Raw genomic sequence first — 14,093 nt, forward strand, 5'->3', positions numbered from 1 at the left:
TTATGGAAAAGCAACAACCTAGTAAAGCAGCCCTGCTGTCTATCATTCCTGGGTTAGGACAGATTTACAATAAACAAAAAGCCAAAGGTTTTATCTTCCTTGGTGTAACCATCGTATTTGTCCTTTATTTCCTAGCACTTGCAGCCCCTGAATTAAGCAATCTCATCACTCTTGGTGACAAGCCAGGTCGTGACAATTCACTCTTTATGCTGATTCGTGGTGCCTTCCATTTAATCTTTGTAGTCGTTTATGTGCTCTTTTATTTCTCAAATATTAAAGATGCACATACAATCGCAAAACGTATTAACAATGGAATTCCAGTACCACTTACGCTAAAAGATATGATCAAAGGAATCTATGAAAATGGCTTCCCTTACCTCTTGATCATTCCATCTTATATTGCCATGACTTTTGCGATTATCTTTCCAGTTATCGTAACCTTGATGATTGCCTTTACCAACTACGACTTCCAACACTTGCCACCAAACAAATTGTTGGACTGGGTTGGTTTGACCAACTTTACGAACATCTGGAGTTTGAGTACCTTCCGTTCTGCCTTTGGTGCCGTTCTTTCTTGGACCATCATCTGGGCTTTGGCTGCCTCAACTTTACAGATCGTCATCGGTATCTTCACAGCTATCATTGCTAACCAACCATTTATCAAAGGAAAACGTATCTTTGGTGTTATTTTCCTTCTTCCTTGGGCTGTCCCAGCCTTCATCACTATCTTGACATTCTCAAACATGTTTAACGATAGTGTCGGAGCTATCAACACTCAAGTATTGCCAATCTTGGCTAAATTCCTTCCTTTCCTTGATGGTGCTCTTATTCCTTGGAAAACAGACCCAACTTGGACTAAGATTGCCTTGATTATGATGCAAGGTTGGCTTGGATTCCCATACATCTACGTTTTGACTTTGGGTATCTTACAATCTATTCCTAACGACCTTTACGAAGCAGCTTATATTGACGGTGCCAATGCTTGGCAAAAATTCCGCAACATCACTTTCCCAATGATCTTGGCCGTTGCGGCACCTACTTTGATTAGCCAATACACCTTCAACTTTAACAACTTCTCTATCATGTACCTCTTTAATGCTGGAGGACCTGGTAGTGTCGGTGGTGGAGCTGGTTCAACCGATATCTTGATCTCATGGATCTACCGTTTGACAACAGGTACATCTCCTCAATACTCTATGGCGGCAGCTGTTACCTTGATTATCTCTATCATTGTCATCTCAATCTCTATGATCGCATTCAAGAAACTACACGCATTTGATATGGAGGACGTCTAAGATGAATAACTCAATCAAACTCAAACGTAGACTGACTCAAACCCTTACTTACCTCTACTTGGTTGGCCTTTCAATCGTAATTATCTATCCACTTTTGATTACTATCATGTCAGCCTTCAAGACTGGTAACGTAGTAGCCTTTAAACTAGACAGCAACGTCGACTTTAGTTTTGCTAACTTCCAAGGCCTCTTCTCTGAAACCTTGTACGGCACTTGGTACCTCAACACTTTGATTATCGCCTTGATTACCATGGCTGTTCAAACAAGTATCATCGTACTTGCTGGTTATGCCTATAGTCGTTACAACTTCTTGGCTCGTAAACAAAGTTTGGTCTTCTTCTTGATTATCCAAATGGTGCCAACCATGGCCGCTTTGACAGCCTTCTTCGTTATGGCACTTATGTTGAACGCCCTTAACCACAGCTGGTTCCTCATCTTCCTCTACGTTGGTGGAGGTATCCCGATGAATGCTTGGTTGATGAAAGGTTACTTCGATACAGTCCCAATGTCTCTAGACGAATCTGCAAAACTAGACGGTGCAGGACACTTCCGCCGCTTCTGGCAAATTGTTCTTCCACTTGTTCGCCCAATGATTGCTGTTCAAGCTCTCTGGGCCTTCATGGGACCTTTCGGAGACTATATCCTCTCTAGTTTCTTGCTTCGTGAGAAAGAATACTTTACTGTTGCCGTTGGTCTCCAAACCTTCGTTAACAATGTGAAAAACATGAAGATTGCCTACTTCTCAGCAGGTGCTATCCTCATCGCCCTTCCAATCTGTATTCTCTTCTTCTTCCTACAAAAGAACTTTGTTTCAGGACTTACAAGTGGTGGCGACAAGGGATAATATATCCCCGCCACCCTTTTTCATTTTGGAGCTTGTGACTATAAAACTATCCTTGTATCAAGCAATTTGTCTCCTAGACTTGAAATAAAGCACATTTCTCTATATAATAATACTCATATAGAAAACACCTTTTAGAAAGATACCTATGCTTCCATATCCATTTTCATATTTTTCAAGTATTTGGGGATTTCGTAAGCCCCTGTCCAAACGTTTCGGGCTCAACTGGTTTCAACTGCTCTTTACCAGTATCTTCCTTATCAGCTTGTCTATGGTACCCATTGCCATCCAAAACAGCTCTCAGGAGACTTATCCGCTAGAAACCTTTATCGATAATGTCTATGAACCTCTGACAGATGAGGTTGTTCAGAATCTCTCTGAACATGCTAGAATTGTTGATGGCAAATTAACATATACTGGAACAGCTAGTCAAGCGCCTTCTCTTGTGATTGGTCCAAGCCAAAGCAAGGAATTACCGAAGGACTTACAACTGCATTTCGATACAAAAGAACTAGTCATCAGCAAGGAAAGTAAAGAACTGACCCGCATCTCTTACCGAGCGATTGAGACTGAGAGTTTCAAAAGCAAGGACAGCTTGACCCAAGCAATTTCCAAAGACTGGTACCAGCAGAATCGTGTCTATATCAGTCTCTTCCTAGTTCTCGGTGCCAGCTTCCTCTTTGGTTTGAATTTCTTCATTGTCTCTCTAGGAGCTAGTCTTCTCCTTTATATCACTAAGAAATCACGCCTCTTTTCATTTAGAACCTTTAAAGAGTGCTACCATTTTATCTTGAACTGTTTAGGATTGCCAACTCTGATTACGCTTATTTTGGGATTATTTGGCCAAAATATGACAACCCTCATTACTGTACAAAACATTCTTTTTGTTCTATATCTGGTCACTATTTTTTATAAAACACATTTCCGTGATCCAGATTACCATAAATAGGAGATTTTTATGCCCGTTACGATTAAAGATGTGGCCAAGGCTGCTGGTGTTTCACCTTCAACCGTAACCCGTGTTATTCAAAACAAATCAACCATTAGCGACGAAACGAAAAAACGTGTTCGCAAGGCTATGAAGGAGCTTAATTACCACCCCAACCTCAACGCTCGTAGTTTGGTAAGTAGCTATACTCAAGTTATCGGCTTGGTGCTTCCTGACGACTCAGATGCCTTCTATCAAAATCCTTTCTTTCCATCTGTCCTCCGTGGTATTGCCCAAGTCGCCTCTGAAAACCACTACGCCATTCAGATTGCAACAGGTAAAGATGCCAAAGAGCGTCTTAAAGCTATTTCTCAGATGGTCTATGGTAAGCGTGTAGATGGTTTGATTTTCCTTTATGCTGAAGAGGAAGATCCCCTGGTCAAACTGGTGGCTGATGAACAGTTCCCCTTCCTCATTCTAGGAAAATCCATTTCACCCTTTATCCCTCTTGTCGATAATGACAATGTCCAAGCTGGTTTGGATGCAACCGAATATTTCATCAAAAAAGGATGCAAACGAATTGCCTTTATCGGAGGTTCTAAGAAACTCTTCGTTACACAAGACCGTCTAACTGGTTACGAATCCGCGCTCAAGCAATACCAACTGCCTCTTGATGGCAATCTGACCTACTTTGCAAATGAATTTCTAGAGGAAAAAGGATATCAGTTTAGCCAACTCCTCTTTCAGCATGACCCTCAAATCGATGCTATCATCACAACCGATAGCCTCCTAGCCGAAGGAGTATGTGATTATATCACAAAACACCAACTGGATGTCCCTGTTCTCAGCTTTGACTCGGTCAATCCCAAGCTCAACTTGGCGGCCTATGTTGATATCAATAGCCTAGAACTTGGTCGTGTTTCTCTTGAAACTATCCTCCAGATTATCAGCGATGCTAAAAGCAATAAACAAATTTGTTACCGTCAGTTGATTGCCCACAAAATTATCGAAAAATAAAAACCAGCTCGAGCTGGTTTTTTTGGTTACTAATTTTCTGTTTCAACGAATCGTCCCAGAATATGAACATTCTCAGATACAGAGACAAAGGCACCTGGGTCCACCTGTTTCATAATCTGTTTAAATTCATTAAACTCTGCACGTGTAATGACAGTGATTAAAACTGCCTTTCTTTCGTGATTATAGGTTCCTTCTGCATCGTGGATCATGGTTGCTCCGCGGTGCAATTTTTTATGGATTTTCTCAATTACTTTATCTGGATGATTGGTCACAATCATGGCCTGCATGCGTTTTTGCTTGGTAAAGACAGCGTCTGTCACACGGCTAGAGACAAAGATGGTAATCATAGAGTAGAGAGCGTATTTCCAACCAAAGGTCAAACCTGCTATCAGCATGATGGTCCCATTTACCAAGAAAGAAATACTACCGACATTCTTACCTGTTTTCTTGCGAATGGTCAGACTGACGATATCCGTCCCACCACTGGAGATATTGTTGCGAAGAGCAAAACCAATCCCCAAGCCCATGACAACACCCCCAAAAAGGGCATTGATAATGGGATCCTCCGTCAAGGTCGCCACAGGGACAAACTGGATAAAGAAGGAACTCATGGACACCGTGATAAAGGTAAAGACGGTGAACTTATGGCCAATCTGATACCAAGCTAAAACCATCAAAGGAAAATTAATAGCGTAGAAAGCCAATGAAATTGGAATATGAAAACCAAACCAGTGATTACTCAAGGCAGAGATAATCTGTGCCAGACCTGTCGCACCACTCGAATACACATGCCCTGGTTGGAAAAAGAAATTGACCGCTACTGCTGATAAAAAACCATAGACCAGAGAAGCCGAAATCTTCTCATCATATTTTTCCCGAGAGATGCTTTGTAAGACACGTAAAATTTTTATCTGATGAGCAAAGCGACGCAGATAATAGCGCCACCGCTTAATTCGTTTTGCTTGTTTCATCTTCTTCTATTTGTAAGCTGAGTTCCTCTAGTTGTTTAAGAGCTACTGTTGAAGGAGCTTGTGTCATTGGGTCAGTTGCCTTGTTATTCTTAGGAAAGGCAATAACTTCACGGATATTTTCTTCTCCAGCAAGCAACATAACAAAACGGTCAAGCCCGATAGCCAAACCACCGTGTGGTGGGAAACCATAGTCCATGGCTTCAAGAAGGAAGCCAAATTGGTCATTTGCTTCTTCGGCTGAGAAACCAAGAGCCTTGAACATGCGTTCTTGAAGGTCTTTTTGATTGATACGAAGGCTACCACCACCAAGCTCATAACCGTTCAAGACGATATCGTAAGCAATGGCACGAACCTTAGCCAAATCACCTTCTAATTCGTGAGCAGTCTCTTCCTGTGGAAGGGTGAATGGATGGTGGGCGCTCATGTAGCGGCCTTCTTCTTCAGACCATTCAAACATTGGCCAATCAACTACCCAAAGGAAGTTGAACTTATCATTATCAATCAAGTCAAGCTCTTTGGCAATACGTCCACGAAGAGCACCGAGCGTTGCATTGGCCACTTCAAGCGTATCAGCCACAAAGAGAACCAAGTCCTTATCTTCAAGATCAAGTGCTGCTGTCAAGTCTGCTTGGATGCCAGTCAAGAATTTCGCAACTGGTCCGTTTAATTCTCCATCCACAATCTTGACCCAAGCAAGACCTTTGGCACCGTACTGCTTGGCTACTTCGGTCATCTTGTCGATGTCTTTACGTGAATAGTTGTCCGCAGCTCCTTTGACCACAATGGCTTTCACAGCAGGTGCTTCTGAGAAGACTTTGAAATCAACACCTTTGACCACTTCTGTCAAGTCCTGAAGCAACATGTCAAAACGGGTATCTGGCTTGTCAGAACCATAAAGAGCCATGGCATCATCGTATTTCATACGAGGGAATGGCAGCGTTACTTCGATGCCTTTGGTTTCTTTCATCACGCGCGCAATCAAGCCTTCTGTGATATCTTGGATTTCTTGCTCAGTAAGGAAAGACGTTTCCAAGTCGACCTGGGTAAACTCAGGCTGGCGGTCACCACGCAAGTCCTCGTCACGGAAACATTTAACGATTTGATAGTAACGGTCAAAACCAGCATTCATCAAGAGCTGTTTCGTGATTTGTGGACTTTGAGGAAGGGCGTAAAAATGCCCTTTATTAACACGAGACGGTACCAAATAGTCACGCGCTCCTTCTGGCGTTGACTTAGAAAGGAATGGTGTCTCCACGTCGATAAACTCCAACTCATCCAAGTAGTTACGGATAGAGTGGGTCACCTTGGCACGAAGTTTAAGATTTTCCAACATTTCTGGACGACGAAGGTCAAGGTAACGGTAACGCAAACGTGTATCGTCATTAGCCTCAATGCCATCCTTAATCTCAAATGGAGTTGTCTTAGCTGTATTAAGCACAGTCAAAGCTATCACGTTTAACTCAACTGCACCAGTCGGTAACTTATCATTGGCTTGCTCACGCGCAGCGACCTGACCAGTCACCTCGATAACAAATTCGCTACGAAGGCTTTCAGCTGTTGCCATGACCTCTGCAGAGACTTTTTCAGGGTTGATAACCAACTGCATGATTCCTTCACGGTCACGAAGGTCGATAAAGATCAAACCACCAAGGTCACGACGACGGCCTACCCATCCTTTCAAGGTTATTTCTTGTCCGATGTGTTCCTCACGAACACGACCAGCATACATACTACGTTTCATTGTTTCTCTCCTCTTTTATTCTGTTACTATTTTACCATAAAAGCGCAGGCTCTTCATGAAAATCAGCAGAAAAGTTTGCCAGTCTTTAAAAATCAAGTGAAGACTCTAAAAATTAACGCCCATACAAAAATCCGATGAACTTCATCGGACTCTTTTATTTTGAATTGTTGCCTGCTTTACGCTTTTCAGCAATTTCAGCTGCCTTTCGAGGCAAGACAATTTCCGTTGTGTAGGCTGTCCCAAAACGCCAGATACCGGCAATAGGGGCAAAGACCACTGCTAGATGACTGTAGAAGAAATCGCCCTTGAAGGCATAAGCTAGTGCCCCAATGATGAAAAATAGAACGACTGCTTGAATCACTGCTAATAAAATTACTCGTTTCATGTGACCTCCTGACTCTATTATAGCATGAGAATCATCAAAAAGCTGACTAAATTATTCAAAGCATGTAGTGAAATACTGTAAAGAAGACCTTTTCGGCTTACATAAGCCATACCCAAACTCAATCCTAGACTAGCATAAACTAAAAACTGTTGCAAAGTTCCTGGAGAATGAATCAAGGCAAACAGAACACTCGATACCAGAAGGAAAAGCAGAGTTTGTTTACTATTGTCCTGCTTAGGAAAGAGATAGCGTGCTAACATCCCTCTAAAGATGAGTTCTTCCGTCAAAGGAGCAAAAATAACGACCGCAAAGAATGAGAAAAGTGGCTGAGCCAAGGTCAGGTCTGTCGCTGTTTGCTGATTTACCGAAGGATCATTTGGTAGGAAAAATTGAACGACAAGAGATATGAACCAAACCAAGGCAGGGAGCCAAATAAATCGGTTAAAACTACTCTTCTCAATATGGACAGGAGCTTTCTGATACCATTTATAAATGACGTACACATATACTCCAGCCAAGGCCACATAGAGCAAGGTAGTAGCATAGGGTGAAGCGCCTAGATTCAAAGCTTCTACAGCCCCACTCTGAACGGTACCATAGATAAACACAAAGGATAGAAGGGCTAGAAAAAACCAGCCAAAGTTTTTAAGTAATTTCATATAGATCTCCTATCTTGCTTTATAGCTATTTTTCAATACAAAGAGGTTCGCTATTCCTAACACAAGTACCCAGGCAAGTAACATACCAATATTAGAAAAAGATATTTCCCCACCTTTTTTATTTAAAAGATTTACAATTGGACCGACGAACGAGTAATCTAACACTTTCTGAGCCGTATCATTTTGAAGAGCAATTATAGGTAAAAAAGAGACAATTAACATAGGGAAGATACTATAAACTTGCGCTTTAGATTGAGTATCTGACACCGCACCGATTAGAAGGTTGAGAAAAATAATACTAATAGTTGCTAGGAGCAAATAGATAACGTAGGCAAATAAATAACCAGATATATCTACTTTAAGATAGATGGGAAGTACAATCATAGCAAGTAACATTATCAGAATAGGGAGAACAAGCATACTGAAAGTATATTCTGTTGCTGTCACACCACTTAGAATGAGTGATTTAAGATTTCGTTTTTCCTTATCTTCTGCCATCATAATCGATACCATATAACCACTTCCCATACTCAAGACCATCGTCAAACTCGTAGAGAGGAGAAACATACTCAATTCTCCATTCTTATTGAAGAATTCATTATATAGAACAGCAATTCCAAAAGGCATCAATAGAGTCGCCAACAAAGTTGAATTGCTGATAAGAACTTGCAATCTTAACCATAGTAGGGCATTTAATTTTCTAAACATCTAACTTTTCTCCTGTCAATCTGATAAAGATTTCTTCTAGAGTTGGCTCACAAGAGTGAACCACCATCAAATCTGTCGTGTCTAAATGTGGCAATTCTTCAAATGGAACTATCTGTTCTCGTCCATCGTTATAAACCACACGTACTTTCTTATCCACATGGTACTTCTGGATGATATCTTGCGGACTTCCATACTCTATTAAGTTTCCCTTATTCAAAAGAGATAAGCGATCACAAAGCAGAGTTGCTTCATTCATATCATGCGTGGTCAAAAAGATAGTTGTCCCCGCCTGCTTTAATTCTTGAAGTAGGGTATGAATCATCTTAGATGTTGTAGGGTCTAAGCCACTGGTTGGCTCATCTAGAAAGAGAATCTTAGGAGCATTCAGAAGGGCACGAGCCAAGAACATTCGTTGTTTCATTCCTGTAGATAGTTTTTCTGCGATAATATCTTTAGCATCTGCCAATCCAACCTGTTGGAGCACCTGATTTACTCTATCTGACTTGAGACCATATAACTTAGCATAGATGAGAAGATTTTTATAAAGACTCATCTTTTCATAAAAACCACTGCCATCACTAACAATACCAATTTGTTCCAAATCATTTGAGGTTAAATCTTGAGAATTCTTGCCTAACAAAACTGTTTTACCTTGATCTGCAGCCAACTGACCTGTTAAGACATTGATCATGGTTGTTTTACCTGATCCAGAAGGACCAAGAAAACCAAAGATTTCACCTTCCTTAATCTCAAAAGAAATCTGATGAAGAGCTTTTTTGCTCCCAAAACTTTTGCTTACATTTTCAACACGAATCATAGAAACTCCTTTATTTGAAATAGCGTTTTACCATAGGCAACTGCATCACATTGATATAAATATGGATGGCTCCTACAAGCAAGAAAGCTAGTAACTGAATCTCTCCTGTCAAGAAAGAAATGATAATAAGAAAAACATATAAGGCTGGTAAGACATATTGGTTTAATTGGAATAAAATTCGAAAACTCTGTTCCAAATTAGCCTGGCGCTCCCCTTCATCATAGGAATTTATATAGTCCAAGACATCCTTTGGTGTAGAGAAAAGAGCCAAATCAAACTGACGCACAATCGCAATTGTTTTAAAAAGAGATTTTTGAGCGATTAAGGATAGCACAAAGACTAAGAAAGAGAGGGAAAATGTTTGGTGGTCTGTATGCAATATAACCACTTCATTTAATGAGAGAAAAATAGACAATGAAATTGCTACGCTTGCAATATTAAAAGCAATACTTCCAAACTCGAGATTCCGATACATCTGCACATAATAGCTTTCATTCAGATCATCATCCATTTCCTCTTGATACAAGGAATGAAATTTTCTGCTTTTCTTTAGGAAATTGAAAGTCAAAAAAAGAATAATGACGGCTAGTAGTAAACTGATAGCTGATAGCCATGGTATCAAGGGTTTTACATCTAACATAATTCCGTTGGATTCGGCATCTGCCTTAAACATCCCTACAAACATGCCCAAGAAACCTCCCAAGACAATAGACATCAAAAATAACAATCCACCTTTCTTTTTCTTTTTCATATTCATTCTCCTTTTTCACTTGCTAAATTGTTTACTTTCTTTTCAATCCAGTCAACGACTGGGATAAGAGCAAAGTAGGCCCAAATAAATTGGTCACTTTGATAGGGATTAAACCAACCTAAGTCTATCCCAATCAGTAGAAATACGCTGACTAATAGAGCTATGGCCACTACATAATAAATCACTTTATACTTGTTCATCATTTTTCTCCTTTTTCTTCAACCGATTGAAAATGGACAAGAGGACTAAATTAATCCAAAACAAATACTTACTTTCAACAAAATAAAACCACCCCAGTAATGTTCCAACCATAGCGAAAGCATTCACAACGAGGGTAAGAACACTCATATAATAAAACACTTTATACTTGTTCATCACTCGTCCTCCTCCAAGCGAAATACCGATTCGACTGTTTCGTTGAAAATCTGAGATATTTTCAAGGCAATCACAACGGACGGGGTGTATTCGTCCCGTTCTAATAGGCTGATAGTCTGTCTGGAAACCTCTGCTAGCTTGGCTAGTTCGGTTTGATTGAGGCCATCGCGAGCCCGCAGCTCTTTTAGACGATTTTTTAGTTGCATGTTACACACCTACTTTCCGTCAAATTCAACAGTTTGGATATCCTCAATGCGTTGTAGTTTGAATTTTTCTTTTCCTTTTTTATTAACACGACGTAGCTTGACCCATTCCTCATCAACATCCACAACTTCCCAGTTATCTGTTCCAAAAACTTGTCCAACGATTGTCGGTGTTTTCCCAATCAATTCTTTTAAAATTCTTGACATTTCTTTATTTCCTTTCTGTTTTTGCTCAATTCTTTTGATTTTATTCTCTAGTTTCTTGACCTTTTGGGAATGGTAGATATAATACATAATCACAAGAGGTACAAATCCTAATGCCCACATAATCGTTCCTTTCTCCTTTTCTCTTAACTTGAATTTATTGTAACACATCTTTTTCTTTTTGACAATCATATTTGTCAAAAAGTTTATGATTTTTGTCATTTTGCAAAAGAAAAAGGTCAGGAGTAGGTTCCCGACCAGTTTTTCTACTATTAAAAGCCTAGTTTTTCAAAGATTTCTGAGAAGTTTTGGCTGATTGTCTCAAGTGACACTTGCACTTCTTCTCGGGTTTGGTTGTTCTTGACCGTCACTTGTCCGCTTTCGACTTCGCTTTCTCCTAGGGTGATGAGGGTCTTAGCCGCAAAGACATCGGCTGACTTGAATTGAGCTTTGAGCTTACGGTTGAGGTAATCGCGCTCTGCTTTGAAACCTTGTTGGCGAAGAGCTTGTACCAATTCCAAGGCCTTGACATTTGCCCCTTCGCCCAAGACTGCGATATAGACATCTAGGGCGTTTTCAATAGGGAGAGACACACCTTGCTTTTCAAGAATGAGAAGCAGGCGCTCTACACCAAGTCCAAAACCAAATCCAGCAGTTTCAGGGCCTCCAAAATAAGAAACCAAACCATCGTAACGACCACCCGCACAGACTGTCAAGTCATTGCCCTCAATCTCAGTGATAAACTCGAAAATCGTGTGGTTGTAGTAGTCCAGACCACGCACCATATTGGTATCGATGATATAGTCTACTCCAAGATTTTCCAACATCTGACGCACAGCATCAAAGTGAGCTTGACTTTCTTCATCAAGGAAGTCCAAGATAGACGGTGCATTCTCTACTGCCACCTTGTCTTCTTTTTCCTTAGAGTCCAATACACGGAGAGGATTTTCCTCCAAACGACGTTGGCTATCCTTAGACAAGGTTTCCTTGAGCGGTGTCAAATAGTCAATTAAGGCTTGACGGTAGGCCGCACGGCTCTCAGGATTTCCAAGAGTGTTAAGATGTAATTTGACACCTTGGATACCGATTTCTTTCAAGAAATGGGCCGCCATCGCGATTGTTTCCACATCGGTAGCTGGATTGCTAGAGCCAAAACATTCAACACCAATCTGGTGGAACTGGCGCAAACGTCCTGCCTGTGGACGCTCATAACGGAACATAGGGCCCATGTAGTAGAACTTGCTTGGCTTTTGCACTTCTGGGGCGAAGAGTTTATTTTCCACATAGGAACGGACAACGGGCGCAGTTCCTTCTGGACGGAGGGTAATATGACGGTCACCCTTGTCATAGAAATCGTACATTTCCTTGGTTACGATATCCGTCGTATCTCCGACAGAGCGACTGATAACCTCGTAATGCTCAAAAATAGGCGTGCGCACTTCTGCATAGTTATAGCGCTTGAAAATCTCACGGGCAAAGCCCTCAACGTACTGCCATTTGGCAGATTCAGCAGGTAAAATATCCTGCGTTCCTTTTGGTTTTTGTAATTTCATAGGGAATCCTCTTTAAACTTAATAGTCTTATTTTACCATAAATAGAAGGATTAAAACAGTGAGAAAAAAATTAGGATTCAAATATCATTTTTGAGATTAATAACTGTCAAAAGAATAGCTATCAAGGAAAGACCAACAAATAACATCCAAGTCAACTGTATATTCCATACAGCAACAAGTGAAAAACAAGCTGTTCCCACAGGTATGGATAAGGTGAACAATAAACCTAAAAAATTACTGGTACGAGCTAGAACCTCTGGAGCTAGATTTTTCAGGAGCATGGCACTAATCTTTGGTTGAACTTTAGCAGACACATACAGAGTTGAACAGAGAAATAGTAAACCAAGTACGACTTGATTGAATAAATTAGCTAGACCAATTAGACTGAGTCCTACGGTCACCCACATCATCAATCTAGGCAAGGACTGCTTCCCAAAATAATCATTGCCCGTAAGGCTACTGATGATGATTGCTAACAAAGCACAGACTTGACTGATAAATAATGCCTCTGTGTAAGAAAAGTCCAAAAGAGAATGGCTCAAAAAGAAGATGTTATAGATGCTTCCTAAAGCGCCACCCAAGGCATTGATAAGTAAGACAGCAAAGATCATGAATCCAAAGTTTTTCTGTCCACCTTTAAGAAAAACGAGACGTAAATTTCGATAAATCGTTAGGAACTGCTCTTTGATCGGAAGCTTCTCATTTTTTAGTGATTCACCATCAGCAGATGATATTGACAGGTTCAATTTGCTTTTTCCTAAGAAGAGGATAACGGCTGATACTAGGAAAAAACAGGCATTTATTCCCGCAACAAGAGAAAAATTATTGACCGATAGCCCTAAGAGCCAGACTCCGAAAGCTTGACCACCAATGGCTGAAATATAGGTGATAAACTGTGAAAAAGAATAAGCTTCCATCAAATCCTCTTCAGCTACTTTTTCCTTAATAAGAGGCATGCGCAAACCACCAGCAAAATCACTGGCTACATCACTAATGACATTGATGAGGCAAAGGGTCGAAAAGGCAAAGAAACTCGCTTGCTGAACAACTAGGGCTGCTAGAAAAAATAAAACCGCCTGAAATAAACCTACATAGGTCATCCATTTGACCTTGTCCCTCGTGTAATCTGCCCGAATCCCTACAAAAACTGTAAAGAGAGTCGGAAGAAGCATGACAATATTCGCCATAGCAACCGCAAAAGAGGCGTGTTGCAAGGTTGATGCATAGACGATAAAGACCAGATTGAAAATCGAAGCACCAAAAGCATTGAAGAAGCGTGACAAAGTCAAGAGTCGATAAGCTTGATTTCTGAACAATAGTTTCATAGGTAATCTCCCTTCTTGTTCAAATACTCAATGAAAATCAAAGAGGAAACTAGGAAGCTAGCCGAAGGTTGCTCAAAACAGTGTTTTGAGGTTGCAGATAGAACTGACGAAGTCAGTAACATCTATACGGCAAGGTGAAGCTGACGTGGTTTGAAGAGATTTTCGAAGAGTATAAGTTTTATATGAAGTATGACTATAGTATAGCACTTAGAAATTCTAGAGGAAAAACTTTTGAATATATGCAACAAATAAAATGAGCAAAAAGAAACGATAGAATTTCTCCAGTGACACGAGAGAGCCCAACAGTTCTATCGCTTAAA

Annotated in this window: 17 protein-coding genes; 4 read left to right on the top strand and 13 right to left on the bottom strand. The window is 40.6% G+C overall.

Annotated elements, in window-relative coordinates:
- The first annotated feature begins 2 nt into the window (after window positions 1–2).
- The 4 genes from RYL77_RS00180 (at window position 3) to RYL77_RS00195 (ending at window position 4,081) form a co-directional block, all read left to right on the top strand.
- Window positions 3–1,295, top strand: coding sequence for a carbohydrate ABC transporter permease (locus tag RYL77_RS00180; RefSeq protein WP_042900153.1), 1,293 nt, complete (start codon window positions 3–5; stop codon window positions 1,293–1,295).
- A 1-nt stretch (window position 1,296) separates the two neighbouring features.
- The gene (locus RYL77_RS00185; RefSeq protein WP_125420779.1) at window positions 1,297–2,139 is read left to right on the top strand and encodes a sugar ABC transporter permease; all 843 of its coding nucleotides are present in this window, start codon (window positions 1,297–1,299) and stop codon (window positions 2,137–2,139) included.
- A gap of 145 nt (window positions 2,140–2,284) precedes the next feature.
- On the top strand, window positions 2,285–3,085 hold the full coding sequence (locus RYL77_RS00190) for a DUF1189 domain-containing protein (protein ID WP_315008943.1): 801 nt from the start codon (window positions 2,285–2,287) through the stop codon (window positions 3,083–3,085).
- Between the two features lie 9 nt (window positions 3,086–3,094).
- Entirely contained in the window at window positions 3,095–4,081 is a 987-nt protein-coding gene (locus RYL77_RS00195) for a LacI family DNA-binding transcriptional regulator (RefSeq protein ID WP_315008944.1), read from the top strand.
- 29 nt (window positions 4,082–4,110) lie between these two features.
- On the opposite strand, the gene RYL77_RS00200 is transcribed toward RYL77_RS00195, so the two are convergent.
- The 13 genes from RYL77_RS00200 to RYL77_RS00260 all read right to left on the bottom strand — a co-directional run bounded on the left by RYL77_RS00200 (window position 4,111) and on the right by RYL77_RS00260 (window position 13,773).
- Window positions 4,111–5,052: a YitT family protein gene (locus tag RYL77_RS00200; protein ID WP_315008945.1), complete on the bottom strand. Its 942-nt coding sequence runs from the start codon at window positions 5,050–5,052 to the stop codon at window positions 4,111–4,113.
- On the bottom strand, window positions 5,030–6,793 hold the full coding sequence (gene aspS, locus RYL77_RS00205) for an aspartate--tRNA ligase (protein ID WP_315008946.1): 1,764 nt from the start codon (window positions 6,791–6,793) through the stop codon (window positions 5,030–5,032). The genes RYL77_RS00200 and aspS overlap by 23 nt, the downstream gene beginning before the upstream one ends.
- Before the next feature lie 154 nt (window positions 6,794–6,947).
- Window positions 6,948–7,178: a hypothetical protein gene (locus tag RYL77_RS00210; protein ID WP_000832186.1), complete on the bottom strand. Its 231-nt coding sequence runs from the start codon at window positions 7,176–7,178 to the stop codon at window positions 6,948–6,950.
- Between the two features lie 17 nt (window positions 7,179–7,195).
- On the bottom strand, window positions 7,196–7,837 hold the full coding sequence (locus RYL77_RS00215; RefSeq protein ID WP_315008947.1) for a type II CAAX endopeptidase family protein: 642 nt from the start codon (window positions 7,835–7,837) through the stop codon (window positions 7,196–7,198).
- Between the two features lie 9 nt (window positions 7,838–7,846).
- Window positions 7,847–8,545 (bottom strand): ABC transporter permease, encoded by a 699-nt coding sequence (locus RYL77_RS00220; RefSeq protein ID WP_315008948.1) that lies wholly within the window; start codon window positions 8,543–8,545, stop codon window positions 7,847–7,849.
- Window positions 8,538–9,362: an ABC transporter ATP-binding protein gene (locus RYL77_RS00225; protein WP_000621677.1), complete on the bottom strand. Its 825-nt coding sequence runs from the start codon at window positions 9,360–9,362 to the stop codon at window positions 8,538–8,540. The genes RYL77_RS00220 and RYL77_RS00225 overlap by 8 nt, the downstream gene beginning before the upstream one ends.
- A gap of 10 nt (window positions 9,363–9,372) precedes the next feature.
- The gene (locus tag RYL77_RS00230) at window positions 9,373–10,119 is read right to left on the bottom strand and encodes a DUF3169 family protein (protein ID WP_399553780.1); all 747 of its coding nucleotides are present in this window, start codon (window positions 10,117–10,119) and stop codon (window positions 9,373–9,375) included.
- Window positions 10,116–10,313: a hypothetical protein gene (locus RYL77_RS00235; protein ID WP_315008952.1), complete on the bottom strand. Its 198-nt coding sequence runs from the start codon at window positions 10,311–10,313 to the stop codon at window positions 10,116–10,118. Before RYL77_RS00235 ends, RYL77_RS00230 begins: the two co-directional genes overlap by 4 nt.
- On the bottom strand, window positions 10,300–10,488 hold the full coding sequence (locus RYL77_RS00240) for a hypothetical protein (protein ID WP_315008954.1): 189 nt from the start codon (window positions 10,486–10,488) through the stop codon (window positions 10,300–10,302). The genes RYL77_RS00235 and RYL77_RS00240 overlap by 14 nt, the downstream gene beginning before the upstream one ends.
- Window positions 10,488–10,694, bottom strand: coding sequence for a helix-turn-helix transcriptional regulator (locus RYL77_RS00245; protein ID WP_001176233.1), 207 nt, complete (start codon window positions 10,692–10,694; stop codon window positions 10,488–10,490). The genes RYL77_RS00240 and RYL77_RS00245 overlap by 1 nt, the downstream gene beginning before the upstream one ends.
- A gap of 9 nt (window positions 10,695–10,703) precedes the next feature.
- A complete protein-coding gene (locus tag RYL77_RS00250) occupies window positions 10,704–11,117 on the bottom strand; it encodes a hypothetical protein (RefSeq protein WP_399553781.1) in 414 nt (137 codons plus the stop codon).
- A 50-nt stretch (window positions 11,118–11,167) separates the two neighbouring features.
- A complete protein-coding gene (gene hisS, locus RYL77_RS00255) occupies window positions 11,168–12,448 on the bottom strand; it encodes a histidine--tRNA ligase (RefSeq protein ID WP_315008956.1) in 1,281 nt (426 codons plus the stop codon).
- 77 nt (window positions 12,449–12,525) lie between these two features.
- Window positions 12,526–13,773 carry a transporter gene (locus RYL77_RS00260; RefSeq protein WP_315008958.1) on the bottom strand — a complete coding sequence of 416 codons (1,248 nt, stop codon included), beginning with the start codon at window positions 13,771–13,773 and terminating at the stop codon, window positions 12,526–12,528.
- Window positions 13,774–14,093: the final 320 nt, after the last annotated feature.

This window comes from uncultured Streptococcus sp., from assembly GCF_963516515.1.
Taxonomy (GTDB): Bacteria; Bacillota; Bacilli; order Lactobacillales; family Streptococcaceae; genus Streptococcus.